We start from the raw sequence: 17,388 nt of genomic DNA on the forward strand, positions 1-17,388 counted from the left end.
GGCGGGACGCCCATCCCACTTTCAAGAGTGGAAGTTATTTAATTCTCATTCCTTAGTAAAATATCTTTCCGGTTAAAAGTTAAAGCCAGTGCGAAGCAACCAAACCCATTGAGTGTCGTTGCGACTGTCATTCTCAGGATTAACAACGACCCAAGCAGCAGGGGTGATAGAAATGTTGTCGTTGACCTGAAAGCGATAGAAGGCTTCAATGTGATAGGAAGTATCTCGCTCGCGGCGCACATTACTGCTCGTCACGCGACCTGGTAAACCCACTAAAATCCCCGGTAGATTGCCTTCACCTCCCACATCTGGGAAACTTATCCCGATCGCTGCATACACAATATCGGCGCGATCTTTGCCGTCAACATTTAACAAAACCACGCCACCTCTACCATCAGAAACGCTGCTAACACCGGAATTTTCGGCATTGGCGCGAGTATAAACGCCCCAACCGTGAACTTGCAACCGGGGAGCAAGGCGGTAGAATCCTTGTACGCCTACAGAATCGCTGGATGTAGCAATATTGTCCCCAAAGGGTCGCGCAGCCAGAAAACTGCCCGTACCGCCTGTGAGATCGGCTTTACCGCTTGGTGCAAAGGTACGAGAATAGGCTACGCCAATGGCTCCGCGATCGCCCCGGTAGGCAAGCTGAACCAAAGCATTGTAGGAACCGTTGAATAAACCGTTACTTTGCTGCGAGAGATTGGGATTGCCGGCAACATAGCCCACAGTCAGGGTGAGGTTTTTGACGATCGTCCAGTTGACAGCAGCACCGCCACCTCCCCGGCGGTAGAGGGGATTGTATTGTCCGAACTTCGAGGGAATTCCCTCACTATCGCTGGCGATCGTGGGAGGAGTCAGCAAATCCGTAATATCGGGATACCCGACACCTGTGGGGCCGACGGTCAGCGCCAGATTAGAGGTCAGCGGGGTCACATACAATACGTGAGGGACGGTGATTGTGTTATCGACATTGCCATCAAAGTTCAAGGCCGTCATATTTGTACCCGTCTCATCGGCAATCCTCCTGCCCAAGTTGCCGAATTCCAAACGGGTTCTGAGCATATCGCGACCGGTGAAGCTGGTTTCAAAATTTAATCGCCCCCGGTTGGCAACAATAGTGTTGGTGCGATCGCGCGAATCCCCAACACTGTTACCGGAGGTATCTGTTACCACCACAATAATTTCCGCATTCAGCTTCGTCGTAGTCGAGAACTGATTCGCTTCTAGTTCGGCTGTGCGTGCATCAAGAGTATCGACTCGACCCCGCAACACCGATAATTCAGTGGCAAATTCTGCTTGCAGCTTTTGGACGATCGCTAAATCTTCCCCAGTAATCTGGTTGGTTGTTCCTGCGGCAATTAGTTCGCTGACTCGATCGAGACAGCTATTCAATCCTGCTGCAAATTCGTACCGCGTCAGCGCTCGGTTTCCTCTGTAGGTACCGTCAGGATAACCAACAATGCAGCCGTAGCGTTCTACTAGAGATTGCAGCGCCTGAAACGCCCAGTCAGTGGGTTTTACATCCGAGAGTTGAGAGACAGAATTCACCTGCGCGAAGGGTTTTTCTGTCAAGGTATTTAACGGTTCAGGAGCAACTGAGCTATCAATTGGTGCAGCAAAAGTTGGGAATGATGTTAGTAGAAATAGAGCAGGTGAACCCAGGATAAAAGCAGTAATTAGGTGATAAAAATGCTGGATCTGCATAGGACAAAGCTCCACATAAAAACCGATATTGCATCATTCTCAAGAACGGGCAAGATGCCCGTTCCACAAGAAAATTTACTCTTTGTGGAACGGGCATCTTGCCCGTTCCTAAACAAGTAATTGAGACTGGATGTGCATAGGACAAAGCTCCGCATAAAGACCCGATCTTGCATCATTCTCAAGAACGGGCATCTTGCCCGTTCCACAAGAAAATTTACTCTTTGTGGAACGGGCATCTTGCCCGTTCCTAAACAAGTAATTGAGAAAGGTGCAATATCTCAGTTACATCCGTTAAATTCGTTACAGAATCCTTTGCCGAACTTCCTTCTTCCTTTTCCCCCTTGGGGGGGCAGGGGAGGGTTGGCTTCCCCTACGCTGCACTTGAACCGGTGCGAACTTTGTCGATCGTCACTGCAATAATTATCACCAAACCTTTCACAACTAACTGCCAGAAGAAAGACACGTTCATGAGAGTTAGTCCATTATTGAGCAGGGCAATAATTAAAGCCCCCAGCAAAGTACCCCAAATAGTGCCAATCCCACCTGTGAAACTCGTTCCTCCCAAAATTACAGCAGCGATCGCATCTAATTCGTAGCCTTGCCCCAACATCCCCGTCGCACTATAGAGGCGCGACGCGCTCATAATTCCACCTAAACCAGCAAGCAACCCACTCACGCCATAGACAAATAACAGCACCCGACTCACCTTAATACCTGTCAATCGTGCTGCCCGAATGTTGCCACCCACGGCGTAAATATGCCTTCCGAGAACAGTCCGCCGCAAAACAAACCAACTCGCTAAAACGGCGAGGAAAGCGATAACAACCAACCAGGGAATTGGGCCCAGATAATTGTTGCCTACCCAAGCAAAATTCAGATTTCTATTGATAACGGTAGTGCCGTTAGCTACTAAATAAGCAACTCCCCGCAAAGCTGTGTAAGAACCGAGGGTGACGATGAACGGAGGCAAACCTAAATAGGCAACTAGCGAGCCGTTAAGCAATCCCAAAAAGACTCCGGCTATTAACGCAGCCGGTACAGCAAACCAACCCAGACCTGGAACTAAAGAAACCAGCACCCCGACAACTGCCGTCACGCCCAAAATTGACCCGACTGAAAGGTCAATTCCGCCCGTCAAAATCACAAAAGTCATGCCAGTAGCAAGGACAATATTGATCGATGCTTGCCGAATGACATTAATCAAATTTCCTACTGAAAGAAAGTTGGGCGTTACCAGGGAAAAAATGATACAGATACCAACCAAAATCGGCAGGATACCGGCAACTTGGATAAAATTTCTCCAAGCTTGAGCTTTACTGCCTTTTTGCCGATCGCTCGCTGAACTTCTGCTGGTTTTTGTTTGCGTTTGACTCATGATTTTACTACCTCTTTTGCACCAGTGGCATAAGCCATAATGTTTTCTTGCGTAATCTTTTCCCCAGTCGCTCCGCCTACTTCACCGACAAGGCTTCCTGCGCGCATCACTAAGACGCGATCGCTCATTCCCACAATTTCCGGCAGTTCGCTGGAAATCATTAAAATAGCTACACCTTTGGCTGCCAAATCGCTAATAATTCGATAAATTTCGCTTTTTGCCCCAATGTCCACACCCCGCGTCGGTTCATCTAGCAAAAGTACCTTTGGGTTGATAGCCAACCAACGGGCTAGCAGCAACTTCTGCTGATTTCCACCAGAAAGATCCATTGCCCTGATGCTCGGACTTGCAAGGCGAATCTGCAAATTATTAATAGCATCATTGACAACTTTCAACAGAAAATTTGAGTTAATAATGCCAGCTTTTGCTTCTCGATCGAGGACATTCATGGTGATATTCTCACCCGAACTAGCCTCTAAAAAGAGTCCCAGAGCCTTGCGATCTTCTGGCACGTAAGCAATTCCGGCGGCCATTGCTTCATCGGGTGTCGAGACATTGAGATCACGACCTTCCAGTTTTATTTCACCGCTTACCTTCCGATCCGCACCAAAAATCAGGCGGGCAAGTTCTGTTCTCCCCGCGCCAACTAAACCCGCTAAACCCAGAATTTCGCCCGCATAAAGTTGAAAAGTGGCAGGCTTTACTTTGTGGCCGTCGCTTAAATTTGTTACCTCAAGAACAACTGCACCCGGTGTTATTTGATGCTTGTGTTCGTACAAATCCTGTAAAGAACGACCCACCATCATTTCCACCAGGCGTTCTGCCGAAATTTCGTGCTTTTCCAGAGAGCCAATATACCCGCCATCTCGGATGACGCTCACGCGATCGGCAAGGGCATAAATTTCGGCCATCCTGTGGCTGATATAAATAATAGCAATGCCCTCCTGCCGCAAGCGGCGAACGACTTCAAAAAGCTTATCTGTTTCGCGGTCTGAAAGCGCGGCCGTCGGCTCGTCCATCACTAAAATTCGGCTATTGTGTTTGAGTGCCCTAGCTATTTCTACTTGCTGCTGTTCGGCAATTGAAAGTGTCGAAACCAGGTCTCCCGCCTCAAAATTTGCATCAAGGTTTTTCAAGACCTCAGATGCCTTGCGTCGCATTTCATCTTGGTCTAAAAATGTACCTCCTTTCTTCAGCTCGCTGCCCATAAAAATGTTTTCAGCAACTGTCAGATTGGGGGCGAGATTGAGTTCTTGATAAATAATCGCTATGCCTAAATCTCTGGCTTGAGCGGGGTCTGTCATCTTAACAGCTTGACCGTCAATTTTGATTTCGCCTGCATCGGCTATGTAGGCTCCTGCCAGAATTTTCATCAGGGTACTTTTGCCCGCACCGTTTTCCCCCATGAGGGCGTGGACTTCGCCTGGGTAAACGGTGATATTTACATCGTGCAAGGCTACAAAACCGTTAAAGGTTTTTTTAATTCCTTGCATTTCGAGGACGGGCTTAGTTTTAATTGAATCTTGAGTGCTATTTACCATCGTAAATACCGTAAGAAAATCTGCTTGACTATTAAACTTAGATCCCCCCTAGCCCCCCTTAAGAAGGGGGGGACAAGATTCTTCTCAAAGTCCCCCGACTATCAGGGGGATTTAGGGGGATCTAGACTCGGCTAAAAACGGGATTCCTCAAGGGTTTTAGTCTTAACTTGACACGAAGAAGGTCACTCACTTGTCCAGCCTTTATGTTGATTGACGTTTTCGCGGGTAATCAGCGCGACTGGAATCAGAATGTTTGGATTGGCTGGCTTTTTGCCTTTGAGAATGTCGTTACCGACTTCAACGGCTTTGGCTGCCATGCGAAATGGATCTTGAGCTGCTGTAGCCACAAATAAACTGTTGTTCTGCTTGAGTGCATCTAAAGCTTCAGGTGCACCATCGACTCCAACAATAAAGAACTCGCTTCTTTGTGCTTGTTTGGCTGCTAATTCTGCACCAATGGCACAGGGGTCATTAATTGCAAAAACAGCATCAATTTTCGGGAAGGAAGTAAGCAAATCGCTCATCACTCTCAACCCGCCATCGCGGCTGCCTTCAGCGTTCTGATCTTTGGAAAGAACCTTGAGGTTGGGATATTTGGAGAAGACACTTTGGCAACCCTGAACTCGCTCGACGACTGAAGCGACGGGAGGCCCGTTGATAATCACAACGCTGCCTTTTCCTTGCAAGCGATCGGCTATATATTGACAGCTTACTTCGCCAGCTTGCACGTTATTTGAAGTAACTGTCGCATCAACGCCTCCCTCGGCGGCGGTATCAACTGCAATTATCGGAATTCCGGCTTGCTTGGCTTTTTCAACAGCGGGGGCAATGCCTTTGGTGTCCGCAGCATTGAGTACAATCATGCTGACATTAGAGGCAATAAAGTTTTCGATTTGATTAAATTGCTGATTTAAATCGTCGCCGCTGGAAACGAGAGTTGTCCTCACGTTTGCACCGCCGATTTTCTTGGCTGCGGCCTCAGCACCCTTGCCAACTTGTACGAAGAATGGATTGCCGAGGTCACGGACTGCTACAGCAACTGATGAAAGTTCGGAGCTGCTTGGTTGTATACTGTTTTGAGCGTTCTGGGAAGCTGCGGTGCAACTTGCTAGAGTGCTGCTGAGTAGACTAAAAAGACTGAGTGCGATCGTTACTCGTTTCACCTCAAACTCCAATGAATTCTCGTTTTGAGAGAGTCACTCGTAAATATGACGTGGCCAACCTAACATTAGCTTTGGTCAGGTTTAAGCTCGAATACTTAATGTTTTAGGGGTCTGCTTTTCTTCGTACATTATTGTACGATACCTTGTTTTTTTTCTGCTCGTAAAACTTTCTGGCTCGGCTCGTTAGACTGCTTTTGGAAACAGAAAAGATACGAATATCCAGTATCGCTCCTCGCTGCTCCAGAAATCAACGATGCTTGAATTTTTTAAATGCTTTATGAGCATTAAAATTTTCCCCTGGCGAGAAAGTTTTAGCAGAATATTTTCAACAAAATATTTCAGAAATTGCTTGTAAAACCTGGTCGAGTCATATTGAATTTAACTCTCTATGTTTGCTGATGATAACAGTTAAAAACAGCCTCGCTATCTATCTTTGGATAGACCATACTTTTACCAAAAACTAAAGATGCGATCGCCTCAATCGGCACCGATATGATAATCCTCGGTCTGGTCGGACGCGCCGCGCCAACTCAATAAATCTTAAATTTTGCTTGGGGTAGGATAGTGTAAAAAATCATTAAGTTTACCGTTAATAACGGTAGCTCATAGTAAACTGAAAGCAAAGCTTCGCGCTCACCCATGCAGCCCGTTAAAAAGCCCTAGTTAGAAAGCAGAGCGCCGCTCAAAACCAACGGTGAGAGTAGGCAAGTCAAATATTTGCCTGTAAAACCTGCAATTACAGTCATCAGGGCATGGTTTAAAAGCTCTGGATAATGGCGATACCCGGATTGGCAAAATCACTATAGCAATCATTGCAGGAGTCGTAAATTTTTTACCTCACCCCAACCCTCCCCGAACTCGCTCGCTTGGGAGTAAGAAATTCAGAGATGATGCGAGGATTGCTATATACTGCAATAATTGTCTGCGCTGTCAATGCCTAAATCTGAGATGCGATCGACAAATCACCTATTCTGTTTCCTAGAAATATTTGCCAGCGAAGGCGGCATTCAATCCTACGTTAAAGACATTTTTAAAGCTTACCTGTCCATAACCGCAGGGACAAACTCGCCGCCGCAAGCTGAAGTTTTGCTGTTGCGAGATTCCCCAGACTGCAACAATCCTTACGAATCAAAAAATCTGAAATTTTATTACCTCAAAACCGAGAAGCCCTGGTTGGGCCGTCTTAAATTTGCTACAGTATTACTAACTCGCTTGCTGCAAAAACGACCACAGCGGGTTTTTTGCGGTCACATCAAACTCGCACCGCTAATTCAAACTTTATGCCAGCCGCTGCGAATTCCCTACACAATTTTAACTTATGGCAAGGAAGTTTGGGAACCGCTTGATCCCAAATATCAAACAGCAATGAGACAAGCTGAGAGTATTTGGACTATTAGCAGGTACACGCGGGATTCCCTACGGGATAGCTTCGCCGCGCGTACTTGCGAAATTAACAACTTAAATCCCGAAAAATTCCAAATAGTGCCTTGTACTGTAGATGAAAATATATTTACCACTGGGCCCAAGCCACAGGATTTATTAGAGAAGTACAATTTGGTTGGTGCTAAAATATTGATGACTGTAGCCAGATTGCGATCGACGGATATTTACAAAGGTGTCGATGTCACAATTCAAGCTTTGCCGCAAATAGCAAAAACTTTTCCGAATGTGAAATACTTAGTTATTGGCAGAGGAGACGATCGACCTAGATTAGCCAAACTCGCTGATGATTTGGGAGTTGCCGAAAGAGTAATATTTGCGGGTTTTGTACCGACAGAAAATTTAGCAGCACATTACCAGTTGGCCGATGCTTATGTAATGCCCTCCCAGGAAGGGTTCGGTATAGTTTATTTGGAAGCGCTGGCTTGCGGAGTACCCGTACTGGCGGGAGACGCGGACGGGTCGGCAGATCCGCTGCAAGATGGTAAACTGGGATGGCGAGTTCCTCACCGAGATTCGGCAGCAGTAGCGGTTGCTTGTGTAGAAATGCTGCGAGGGGAGGATAAAAGGTGCGATCGCCACTGGTTGAGGGAACAAACCCTCGCAAGATTTAGTTTTGAATCCCTTTGTCAATCCTTACAAGGAATTTTTCAACCCTCTGACTCAGATAAACTTATGCCGTAGAGAGCGGTTTCTGGGTGTACAATGGGAAAATTAACTCGATCGACCGCCTGAATTTCTGAGTAGGATAGAGTTATGCCTACCTGCAAAGACACCCAAGGAGACCACCGTGAACCAAGGCACCCCCAAAATATCTTTCAAGCTACCCCGTATTAGTAATTGGCTGATACTGCTGGGCATCGCGTGTTTGTTGGTGTCAATTGGTTTGGGTTGGGTAGTTAAATCATTGTTGATTGTAGTAGCTTTTTTGCTGCTGACACCTGTAGTCGCATTTTTCGCGCTTCAGTGGTGGCTGAAACGCAATTTAATTGAAGATAAGTGTCCAGTTTGTCAATACGAGTTTACAGCTTTAAATCAAACTCAGTGTCAGTGTGCTAACTGCGGCGAACCTCTGAAAATAGAGGAAGGTCATTTTAGTCGCTTGACACCGCCCGGTACGATCGATGTTACCGCAGTTGAAGTATCATCGGTTCAACAGTTAGAAGAGTGAAATACCTAGCACTGACCTTCGGTGAGCGTGTAGGCTTCGTGTATCATCTGCCATTGCTCTGTTGGGTATCCCATTACTGGGTATTCGTCACCTAAGACGATCCGAGTCTTACACGGCATAAGAAAGCTTTGCAGCCTTTATCCCCTTCGTAGGAGAATCCACGCAGAAGTCCTGTTTCCCAAGACCAAAAAACCTTTCTTCGTACAGCAAACATGGCTTATTTTTTACGGCAGGGCGTTACCTTTCCAACCAGCGGTCTGCTCTTTCCCCCTTTCTCTCGCTAGTTCCCTTGGTAAGCATACTACTGCTACTGTGACCTTTTGTTTACAGCCGAGTGGGTGGGTCGCAACCATTTATATCTTACACCTTTTTGTTAGAAAATTCGGGAATTCTCGATTTTTTTCATACACTTTGCTCGGCTTATATCCCGGCGCTAAATGGAGTACCATTATAGCGGGGGAATTACGCCGATTGAGTTAAACGATTTTGGATTTTAGATTTTGGATTTTGGATTTTGGTTGGATTGAATAATTGAAGAATTCAAGAATTCTTGACTGTTAACTGCTAACTGTTACCAATTCCGAATTTCCGATGCCCGATACTTCGACTCCGCTCAGTATAAGTACCCAATTCGCAGTTCCGCATTGCCAAAATTACTTTTCTAGACGCACTGCGTACCACTGCAAAAATTTTCCAGGCCCGACATCTAATTCACAATAAGTATCAATCAAATACTTGGCTTGAGCTTCCACGCCAGATATTTTATTCACGTCCTGCGGCAAATCTTCGTGTTCCTCGGCTAACACGGCTTTCAGCTTTTCTAACAGTTCCGCCGCAGTCAAAAACTGCTCTGGCTGGTTTGTTTCTAAAACCACAAATGTGTCTTCGTCATACAGTGACATAGTTTCAAAGGTTGAGGTTAATTATTTCTAAAGTTTCGTACACTTAAGCAATCGAAAGTATAAACTCTTAATTACAATTTTTCAGGCCGGGCTCGATCGTGTTACAATAGTACAACATCAGAATTCCTAGCGGATTACCGTTATTAACTTACTTGTTAACTTAGTTGTTAACCGAGTTGTCAACAGATCCGACACAGCATTTCTGAGGAGATTTGTCAAGTGCAAATTTGTCAAGTGTCAAATTGTCAAGAAATATTCGATCGGCTGTATCTAATTATAACTGGCACTATACATTCCCATGATCACATCTTCCACTTCAACCCCTGTTGCGCGCAAGCCCTCTAAATCAGAAGGTCTCAAAGAACGCAGCAACTATTTACGAGAACCCGTTGCGACTGAACTGTTACAAGAAACAACCCACTTCACCGAAGAGGGGCTTCAGATTCTCAAATTTCACGGCTCGTACCAGCAAGACAACCGCGACAATCGAGTTAAAGGACAAGAAAAAGACTATCAGTTCATGCTCCGCACCCGCAATCCCGGCGGGTTCACTCCGCCGCAATTATACCTAGCCTTAGACAAGCTATCTGAAGAATACGGCAACCACACGCTCCGCATCACAACGCGCCAAGGTTTCCAACTTCACGGCGTGTTGAAAAAAAATCTTAAAGCAGTGTTTTCCTCAATTATTAAAAATATGGGGTCAACCTTGGGAGCTTGCGGCGACTTGAACCGCAACATCATGGCACCTCCAGCACCATACAAAAATCGCCCCGAATACCAGTATGCGCTGCAATACGCTAACAATGTCGCCGATTTGCTGACACCGCAAACCGGTGCTTATTATGAACTTTGGTTGGACGGCGAAAAAGCTGTTTCGGCCGAGGAAGACCCAGCAGTGAAGGCCGCCAGACAGAAAAACGGCAACGGCACAATCTTTAGCGACGACAAAGAAGAACCGATTTACGGCAGCCATTATATGCCGCGCAAGTTCAAGTGCTCCGTTACCGTGCCGGGAGACAATTCAATTGACTTGTACTCTCAGGATTTGAGCTTGGTGGTAATTACCAATGAAGCTGGGGAATTGCAAGGTTTTGACGTGTTTGCTGGCGGCGGTTTGGGCCGAACTCACAACAAAGAAGAGACTTTTGCGCGGGTTGCGGATGAGATTTGCTATGTTGCCAAGGATGATGTTTACGATTTGGTCAAGGCAATTGTAGCAACCCAAAGAGATTTTGGCGATCGCACAGACAGACGGCACGCGCGGCTGAAGTACCTGATTAACGACAAAGGCGTACAGTGGTTCCGCGAAAAAGTAGCCGAATATTTTGGCAAGCCGCTAGAAGCCTTTAAACCGCTGCCTGAGTGGAAGTATTTTGATTTCTTGGGCTGGCACGAACAAGGAGACGGCAAGTTGTTTGTCGGCATTTCCGTGGATAATGGCCGGATTAAGGATGAAGGTTCATTTCAGCTAAAAACGGCTTTGCGGGAAATCGTGCAGAAGTACAACTTGCCGATACTGGCGACGCCGCACCAAAACGTGCTGATTTACGATGTTTCGCCGGATACCAAACAGGAAATTCAGGGAATACTCGATCGATGCGGCATTCAGCGGGAAACTGCGATCGACCCATTGGTGCGCTATGGGATGGCGTGTCCAGCAATGCCGACTTGCGGGCTGGCGATTACCGAATCTGAGCGCGTGATGCCGAGCATTTTAGAGCGGATTCGCGCACTTTTAACCAAAGTGGGCTTGGCAGACGAGCATTTGGTGGTGCGGATGACTGGTTGCCCAAATGGATGCGCCCGTCCTTATATGGCAGAATTGGGGTTTGTCGGGAGTTCCCCGGAATCCTACCAGATTTGGCTGGGCGGTTCTCCAGAACAAACGCGGCTGGCAAAACCCATTGAGGAAAAGCTGCACGTCAAGGATTTTGAAGCTTTTCTGGAGCCGATTTTTGTTTATTTCAAGCAAAAACGGCAACTGAGCGAGAGTTTTGGCAATTTTTGCGATCGCGTCGGGTTAGAATCTATCCGTCAATTTGTAACCAACTACCAATCTGCTGACTCGATGACAACTGAGATTAATGAATTAGAAGTTACATCTAGTAACGACGATGCAAATGAGACTGCCACTGCTGGCGGTGGCAAAGTCCGCCGTCGAATTAGCGTCCGCGATGAAATCTACAACGAGCTCAAGGAAGAAGCAGCCCGTCAGGGCAAGCCGATCACGCAGCTAGCTACAGAAGCGATTTCCACTTATTTAAAGAAGATTAAGGAGGAAGGATAAGCCGATTTTCGATTGTATTCAATAGACTTCTGGCAAAAGTAATATAAAGGCAGAGCATTTGCAGAAAAAAACGTGAATTTGTAAAATAATTCCGGTTGTAGATGCTTTGCCTTTATTGTTTTTTGAACAGTTGAAACCCCGCCTACCTATCCCCTCTCATGCTCTCTTCCTCTGCGTTCTCTGCGCTCTCTGCGGTTAAAGAAAAAAAATCTAATAGAAAAACGAATAATCCCAAATTCAATGCCTCAATTACAAAGATTAGCAATTACTCCCCCTCAAATTTGCGATCGCCAAATCGACTTAACTAGGGAACAACAGCATTATTTAAATCGAGTGCTACGTTTGCAAGCGGGCGATCGATTTATTGCAATGGACGGACGGGGACATTGGTGGTTAGCAGTCCTAGAAGCACGGGAAACCGGGTTATTTGCCTCGATAGCAGAGGAGATTGCTGTGAACAGGGAGCTACCCGTGGAAGTAACTTTGATGGCGGCTTTGCCCAAAGGAAACGGCTTTGACGAGGTTGTGAGACAGGCGACGGAGTTGGGTGTGGCAAGTATTGTGCCCGTAACGAGCGATCGAACTTTGCTCAAACCAAGCGATCAAAAAGTCGATCGGTGGAGAAGAATTGCTGCGGAGGCGGCGGAACAGTCGGAACGTCAATTTGTGCCGACGATTTTAGAGCCTGTTTCGTTTGATGTTGCTGTGAAAGATTGCGGTCAAAAATATCGATATATTTGTGTTGCTCGCGGGGAAAATCGGCATTTGTGGGATTGTTTGTTGGGTAATTTAGAACCCCCCCAGCCCCCCTTGTTAAGGGGGGAGCAAGATGGAGCGACTGGTTTCGATCCCCCCCAGCCCCCCTTAATAAGGGGGGAGGAAGAATTCGATCCCCCCCAGCCCCCCTTAATAAGGGGGGAGCAAGATGGGGAGGAATTAGCGATTGTGATTGCTGTTGGGCCGGAGGGTGGATGGACTGAAGGTGAGGTGCAAAGAGCGATCGAATTGGGTTTTGAAACTGTTTCTTTAGGGAGTAGAATTCTGAGAGCGGTGACAGCTCCGATTGTGGCTTTGTCTTTAGTTGGAGCGGCATTTGAGAAGTGCTAATATCAACAAATAACAAAGAATTCATCAGATAGGTGGGTTGATGGGCAATGAAAATAGAGTTGAGGAAAGGTCGATCGCTCTTTTGGTCGATTCCCTACGGGATAGCTTCGCTTCACGCACTTTTGGCAATTTTTGGTACAACATCAGTTTCTGCACAATCTCCGAGCTTTCCCATTGCTCAACAGATAAATTGCGATCGCCCGCAAGGAGATGTGCAAGTCAGAGCTTGTATTCGGTTGAATTACGAAGCCTCGGATAAACGACTGAACGAGGTTTACAAACAACTGATTTCCCAATTGAGCGGCGAAGAGCGGGCGCTACTTTCCGAAGCACAATTAGGGTGGATTCAGTTAAGAGATAAAACCTGTGAATTTGAAGTTTATAAAAATCGTGGCGGTACCGGTTATCGAGGTTTCCTCAATGAATGTTTGGAGCGCATGACTAAACAGCGCACTGCGGAATTAGAAAAGTATTTAAAACAGAGATAGAATAGGAAATACAGCCTACAATACCTGACAACAATAAAGAGAAACAAGTATTTATGAAAAGCCGATCGCCCTTCCCCCTCACCCTCACCCTCATCTCAGCAATTTTAACCACCATCGTCCCAGCAGTTTTCGCCCAGCGACAGCCATCAGCCAACCAAATCTACATCGATAAAAATTGCCAGCGCAATCAGCAACTACCGCAACTTGAAAGATTTACTATCTTTAGCAGAAACGAATTTACAACTAACGGTCAAAACTATTGGTTCTACGCCGCCCGCTATCTAGACGGAGCCGTGCTTTTCTGTACCTCAAAACCCAACTTCAACCAACCTAAACCTCTAAAAGCAAAACAAATACAATCCCAATTTATTGACAAAATAGTCCGAGATATCAACAACAAAACAGCTTTTATCATCGTAGTCAGAGAAGGAAATGGCCTCGATGTACCCATGACCAATTACGGCTTAGAATTGAGCAATGTCGATCGTCCAAAACTCACATCCCTTTCCCTCCTACAGCAGCGGGGAACCCTCAAAGACGGCGACAAGAGCGAACACACCTTTCAAGGACGCGCAGGTCAATCTATGACGATCGACCTCAAAAGCAGAGCATTCGACCACAACATAACACTGTTCGACACCAGCGGCAAAAATATTGCCCAAAAAACAGGCAACTCCCAGAATCGCCGAGAGTCTCAACTCACCGTAAAATTGCCTAGTAACGGCACTTATAAAATAGTTGTTAAAGGAGGCGATCGTACAAGCAAAGGTACTTACACATTAAGCGTTAATTCCAATCAGCTTTAACTCAATTTAAACCAAGTGCTAAGCAAACTCAAAAACAGGTGTTTCAATCACCCTAATAGGCTTTCTATCTTCCCAAATCATCTTTTGCAACTGTTCCACAGTTTCAGGTGAAAAAAAAGGATCTCCCGTTTCCACACACACTCTAGCAGGAACATTTTCAATAATAATAAACTTACCGTTGATTTCAAGCGTGTAAGTTACCTTTTGTTCCACCATTGTTTCTTTCCAGATATCATATCTATAAGTTAACACAACAGCAAAAATTGTTAACCAGTGGCGAAACCACCCAAACCTCAGCCAAGATAGAAACAACGCCATTCCCCCAACCGCCATGACAGACATCAACCACATAGCCTCCGCCCTCGATGGTAAAGAATACAAACAAGCGGCCCAACTCATCAAACAACTACAAAAAGAATCGCCCGAAAATCCGTGGGTACAATACTATATCGCCCGCTACTACGAACTCACCAACAACCTCGAAAAAGCCCAAACAACCTACAAACAAATACTCCGCGACATCACCAACCCCAAAATCCTCTCCCAGACCCGCCAAGCTATTCAACGGATTGAAACCGCACAACAAAACCTCCGCCAACAAGCCATAGAAACCGCCAAAAACGACCCCAGCAACCTCGAACCAGGACTCCTCATCCTCGAACCCGTGAGTCCCGAAAACAAACCCGCCGCCATTCAAAATATCAGCAGAATATTTAAAATCGACGCCTACACAACCCGGATGCAAATCCAAAGCCGCGGCTGGAGACTCTACAAAACAGGCCCCATTGCCGAACTCCGAATTTATGGTCAAGAAATCCTCAACGCCGGCATTCCCGTATTTTGGGCAACCTTAAGCGATATTCAAAAAATCCAAATCTTCCGAGTGCAACACTTCCAGTCTCTATCTTCCCCAGCCGTTGTTTGCAAAGATAAACTCTCACGACTCGGTGCGATCGAATTCAACTGGTCAGAAGTTACCCAAAGAGTAGAAGGCTTGTTGCCGATGTTCATCGAAGTCATGGACTACTCCCCCAACCGAAGAAAGGAGCAATTTCGCCACAGAGAAATCAGGCAAGATTACGCTCAAATCTGTGACTTACACATTCCCAGCAGAAACTGCATTCTGCGAATTTGCGACCAAAGTTACGAATTCCAACAAGGAGTTGACTTCACCAAAGCTTCGGCTGATCTCCCCACTTCACCGAACCAGAAAAACAAAACATCGAGAGTCAAAAACTCTCAACAGATTCCTCAAAGTACCACCCGAATTAACTGGAATAACTTACTGGAAATATTCGATCGCCAGCTTGACGTTACAGTTTGGTCAGAATTTACGCCCTTTGCCGAGACAGTGCTCGATTACACTAATATGTTGAGCAAGATCGAATCTCATATAGAAGTCGAGCGCAAATCAGAAACTCCTTGGGACTCAGCTTTTCAGCTATACAGCGGATTAGCCTTCCTCAGAAACCCAGAAAATAGGGAATAGAACCAAGAGTTAAAATTAAAAATGAGGAATCCCATTTTTAATTTGTTAACGCCAGCATTGGGAATTATCCCATGCCCAATTCCCTATTATCAATTCCCAATTTCCTATTTCGTTTTCACCTGACGAGCCATTTCCCGGAAATTGTTCATGCTAGGGCCGGGGGTGCGACGACTTCCATTTGGTGTCGGCATTAAATTATTAGGAGCAAAAGTTCGATTCGGTTCAGCTTGACTCGGCACTTTGCCGTTAGTTGCTGCAGCAGTCGGTACCTTCACGGGTTCCGAATTATTAGCAGGAGCGCTAGCGACTGGTTCGTTTTCTTTCTTAGACTTTTTCTCTACCTTAGCCTTCTTAGCAGGTTCTGACTTCTCAGACTTCTCAGACTTAACAGGCTCAACTTTTGTCGGTGCGATCGCCACAGCCTCAGACTTCGCAGGCGCAACTTTTGCTGGTTCCTTCGCTCCCGATTCACCCAAATCTAGGAAATATTCTGACTTTTTCAAGCCCAATAGTCTGCCGAAAAAGCCGAAAATACCGCCGAAGAAATTTTTGATAAAACCAAACATTAGACTTACTCCTTTTGTTCTTTTAGAGAAATTTGTACAAGCTTGTCAACAAAGTTAGATTACGAGCTATGGCAACCTTTGTCTACATTTCTTAATCAAAATTTACATTTTGCTGTATCTAAGCTACCTCATCAAAGCAAATTTTAGGTATAAATACCAGGCTGCTTTGCACTTATTTACAAGTATCGAAAACAACCAAAAACTAATACTTTCAGCCTCTCTCGCTCTAGTTTCTAGAGTAATTCTAGTTGACTAACGTATTTGCGTCGTTTCAGACGTTGAGCTAGCTTATTTTAAAGGGAATATTCTCTAGATAAATTCTAGACAGCACCCCCTAGCGATATTTGCGATCGCTCTGCAGGCCTCAGAGCAAAATCGGGTTTTTCGATTGCAATCGCCATTTTAAATTTTACTTTTTGGGATTTTACGCAAAAAAAAACCCGCTACCTGCGAGTCTTAGCCTGTATTTTCTAGCTTAGCCGCCAATGATAGGCGGCTATTGTTCAAAATGCCAACTCTAACTCAAACTAGCAGGTCAAAGACGTTATTCGAGTTTTTGAACTTTCCGGCACCGATGGCTGATTGAAGTTTAGCAATCTTCTCTTTCAGTATCGTGATTTGAAGTTCGGCGACATCGAGCCGACTTTCTATCGTCTCCGCGCCATCGGCACTAACGCCCTCTCCCTCTGCGAGTAAATCGTTTAGCTCGGTCAAAAACTCTGCCTTAAAAGTCTCTAGGTCAACACTTGAACCTTTGTCAATTAGCTCGTTAAGTCTTTCTGTGACAATGTTTAAATGCCCTTCAATAGCTTGAACAGCCATTGCATTTTTCATCGTAAGAATTGCAAAATGCGTGAATTCGTGCTTGTCACTGTGAAAGGTAGGTAATATTTCCATCGGTTTTGTTTGGGTAGTTTGAACAAAAAGTTAGTTTAACGTCATTGCGGACGGCACTATTTACTTAAGCGCTAGATTCTTAAAAGTGTACATTTTCCCTCGAATTACACCCTGTACACCATCGGTAATCCCAATTTGTGAGATAGCATCCAAAAATGGTTTTCTACCTCGTGAGAGCGAGCCATTATCGTTACACCATTGTTTGTACACCAAAAATAGCTCGCTACCAGCTATTTCGGAATTTTTTTGAAACTGGCAACACGAAAGATAAAATTCTAGCGGGTCATTTTTTGTTGATGGTGCTTTAGCAAGCTTAGTGCAGCCAACATCTCCTCTTGAGTCAAGTGCTTGACCGATACTACTTAGTAGTTCAATGGCTACCTTTAGTTGTCGCTTTAATTCGTGGTCTGTCATGGGTTTAATTTTCCTCACCAGTCAATAATGTT

At 45.7% G+C, this 17,388-nt stretch carries 16 protein-coding genes; 7 read left to right on the top strand and 9 right to left on the bottom strand.

The features are described from left to right. Positions 1–72: 72 nt before the first annotated feature. The 4 genes from QUB10_RS31435 to QUB10_RS31450 all read right to left on the bottom strand — a co-directional run bounded on the left by QUB10_RS31435 (position 73) and on the right by QUB10_RS31450 (position 5,786). On the bottom strand, positions 73–1,707 hold the full coding sequence (locus QUB10_RS31435) for an iron uptake porin (protein WP_333207065.1): 1,635 nt from the start codon (positions 1,705–1,707) through the stop codon (positions 73–75). 370 nt (positions 1,708–2,077) lie between these two features. Then, positions 2,078–3,082 (bottom strand): ABC transporter permease subunit, encoded by a 1,005-nt coding sequence (locus QUB10_RS31440; protein ID WP_333157368.1) that lies wholly within the window; start codon positions 3,080–3,082, stop codon positions 2,078–2,080. Continuing rightward, entirely contained in the window at positions 3,079–4,623 is a 1,545-nt protein-coding gene (locus QUB10_RS31445; protein WP_333207066.1) for a sugar ABC transporter ATP-binding protein, read from the bottom strand. Before QUB10_RS31445 ends, QUB10_RS31440 begins: the two co-directional genes overlap by 4 nt. 182 nt (positions 4,624–4,805) lie before the next feature. After that, positions 4,806–5,786 (bottom strand): ABC transporter substrate-binding protein, encoded by a 981-nt coding sequence (locus tag QUB10_RS31450; RefSeq protein WP_333207067.1) that lies wholly within the window; start codon positions 5,784–5,786, stop codon positions 4,806–4,808. Between the two features lie 933 nt (positions 5,787–6,719). Here QUB10_RS31450 and QUB10_RS31455 point away from each other — a divergent pair. Continuing rightward, the gene (locus QUB10_RS31455) at positions 6,720–7,910 is read left to right on the top strand and encodes a glycosyltransferase family 4 protein (RefSeq protein ID WP_333207068.1); all 1,191 of its coding nucleotides are present in this window, start codon (positions 6,720–6,722) and stop codon (positions 7,908–7,910) included. Positions 7,911–8,016: 106 nt separating this feature from the next. Beyond that, a complete protein-coding gene (locus QUB10_RS31460; protein WP_333207069.1) occupies positions 8,017–8,397 on the top strand; it encodes a hypothetical protein in 381 nt (126 codons plus the stop codon). Positions 8,398–9,050: 653 nt separating this feature from the next. Here the strand turns inward: QUB10_RS31460 and QUB10_RS31465 are convergent. Continuing rightward, on the bottom strand, positions 9,051–9,299 hold the full coding sequence (locus QUB10_RS31465) for a chlororespiratory reduction protein 7 (protein WP_333207070.1): 249 nt from the start codon (positions 9,297–9,299) through the stop codon (positions 9,051–9,053). Between the two features lie 298 nt (positions 9,300–9,597). Here QUB10_RS31465 and sir point away from each other — a divergent pair, with 298 nt between their 5' ends. The 4 genes from sir (at position 9,598) to QUB10_RS31485 (ending at position 13,990) form a co-directional block, all read left to right on the top strand. Further along, entirely contained in the window at positions 9,598–11,589 is a 1,992-nt protein-coding gene (gene sir, locus QUB10_RS31470) for a sulfite reductase, ferredoxin dependent (RefSeq protein ID WP_333207071.1), read from the top strand. A gap of 240 nt (positions 11,590–11,829) precedes the next feature. Beyond that, positions 11,830–12,696: a 16S rRNA (uracil(1498)-N(3))-methyltransferase gene (locus QUB10_RS31475; protein ID WP_333207072.1), complete on the top strand. Its 867-nt coding sequence runs from the start codon at positions 11,830–11,832 to the stop codon at positions 12,694–12,696. A 47-nt stretch (positions 12,697–12,743) separates the two neighbouring features. Next, entirely contained in the window at positions 12,744–13,184 is a 441-nt protein-coding gene (locus QUB10_RS31480) for a lysozyme inhibitor LprI family protein (protein WP_333157360.1), read from the top strand. Between the two features lie 53 nt (positions 13,185–13,237). Further along, the gene (locus tag QUB10_RS31485) at positions 13,238–13,990 is read left to right on the top strand and encodes a PPC domain-containing protein (protein WP_333207073.1); all 753 of its coding nucleotides are present in this window, start codon (positions 13,238–13,240) and stop codon (positions 13,988–13,990) included. Between the two features lie 18 nt (positions 13,991–14,008). Here the strand turns inward: QUB10_RS31485 and QUB10_RS31490 are convergent, their stop codons facing one another. Next, positions 14,009–14,332, bottom strand: coding sequence for a YgiT-type zinc finger protein (locus QUB10_RS31490; RefSeq protein WP_333207074.1), 324 nt, complete (start codon positions 14,330–14,332; stop codon positions 14,009–14,011). On the opposite strand from QUB10_RS31490, the gene QUB10_RS31495 reads away from it, so the two are divergent. Beyond that, the gene (locus QUB10_RS31495; protein WP_333207075.1) at positions 14,322–15,479 is read left to right on the top strand and encodes a tetratricopeptide repeat protein; all 1,158 of its coding nucleotides are present in this window, start codon (positions 14,322–14,324) and stop codon (positions 15,477–15,479) included. The two genes, QUB10_RS31490 and QUB10_RS31495, sit on opposite strands and share 11 nt — an antisense overlap. A gap of 104 nt (positions 15,480–15,583) precedes the next feature. On the opposite strand, the gene QUB10_RS31500 is transcribed toward QUB10_RS31495, so the two are convergent. From QUB10_RS31500 to QUB10_RS31510, 3 genes are all read right to left on the bottom strand, one after another. Further along, the gene (locus tag QUB10_RS31500; RefSeq protein ID WP_333207076.1) at positions 15,584–16,045 is read right to left on the bottom strand and encodes a hypothetical protein; all 462 of its coding nucleotides are present in this window, start codon (positions 16,043–16,045) and stop codon (positions 15,584–15,586) included. Positions 16,046–16,567: 522 nt separating this feature from the next. Then, on the bottom strand, positions 16,568–16,942 hold the full coding sequence (locus QUB10_RS31505; protein WP_333207077.1) for a hypothetical protein: 375 nt from the start codon (positions 16,940–16,942) through the stop codon (positions 16,568–16,570). A gap of 60 nt (positions 16,943–17,002) precedes the next feature. After that, a complete protein-coding gene (locus QUB10_RS31510) occupies positions 17,003–17,356 on the bottom strand; it encodes a hypothetical protein (protein WP_333207078.1) in 354 nt (117 codons plus the stop codon). Between the last annotated feature and the right edge of the window lie 32 nt (positions 17,357–17,388).

Source organism: Microcoleus sp. B5-D4, assembly GCF_036705145.1.
In the GTDB taxonomy this organism is placed as follows: domain Bacteria; phylum Cyanobacteriota; class Cyanobacteriia; order Cyanobacteriales; family Microcoleaceae; genus Microcoleus.

What these genes read in the sequence shown, in the direction of transcription:
- QUB10_RS31435 (WP_333207065.1), bottom strand. Translation starts at nt 1,707, where the DNA reads ATGCAGATCCAGCATTTTTATCACCTAATTACTGCTTTTATCCTGGGT.
- QUB10_RS31440 (WP_333157368.1), bottom strand. Translation starts at nt 3,082, where the DNA reads ATGAGTCAAACGCAAACAAAAACCAGCAGAAGTTCAGCGAGCGATCGG.
- QUB10_RS31445 (WP_333207066.1), bottom strand. Translation starts at nt 4,623, where the DNA reads ATGGTAAATAGCACTCAAGATTCAATTAAAACTAAGCCCGTCCTCGAA.
- QUB10_RS31455 (WP_333207068.1), top strand. Translation starts at nt 6,720, where the DNA reads ATGCCTAAATCTGAGATGCGATCGACAAATCACCTATTCTGTTTCCTA.
- QUB10_RS31465 (WP_333207070.1), bottom strand. Translation starts at nt 9,299, where the DNA reads ATGTCACTGTATGACGAAGACACATTTGTGGTTTTAGAAACAAACCAG.
- sir (WP_333207071.1), top strand. Translation starts at nt 9,598, where the DNA reads ATGATCACATCTTCCACTTCAACCCCTGTTGCGCGCAAGCCCTCTAAA.
- QUB10_RS31475 (WP_333207072.1), top strand. Translation starts at nt 11,830, where the DNA reads ATGCCTCAATTACAAAGATTAGCAATTACTCCCCCTCAAATTTGCGAT.
- QUB10_RS31480 (WP_333157360.1), top strand. Translation starts at nt 12,744, where the DNA reads ATGAAAATAGAGTTGAGGAAAGGTCGATCGCTCTTTTGGTCGATTCCC.
- QUB10_RS31485 (WP_333207073.1), top strand. Translation starts at nt 13,238, where the DNA reads ATGAAAAGCCGATCGCCCTTCCCCCTCACCCTCACCCTCATCTCAGCA.
- QUB10_RS31495 (WP_333207075.1), top strand. Translation starts at nt 14,322, where the DNA reads ATGACAGACATCAACCACATAGCCTCCGCCCTCGATGGTAAAGAATAC.
- QUB10_RS31490 (WP_333207074.1), bottom strand. Translation starts at nt 14,332, where the DNA reads ATGTCTGTCATGGCGGTTGGGGGAATGGCGTTGTTTCTATCTTGGCTG.
- QUB10_RS31500 (WP_333207076.1), bottom strand. Translation starts at nt 16,045, where the DNA reads ATGTTTGGTTTTATCAAAAATTTCTTCGGCGGTATTTTCGGCTTTTTC.
- QUB10_RS31505 (WP_333207077.1), bottom strand. Translation starts at nt 16,942, where the DNA reads ATGGAAATATTACCTACCTTTCACAGTGACAAGCACGAATTCACGCAT.
- QUB10_RS31510 (WP_333207078.1), bottom strand. Translation starts at nt 17,356, where the DNA reads ATGACAGACCACGAATTAAAGCGACAACTAAAGGTAGCCATTGAACTA.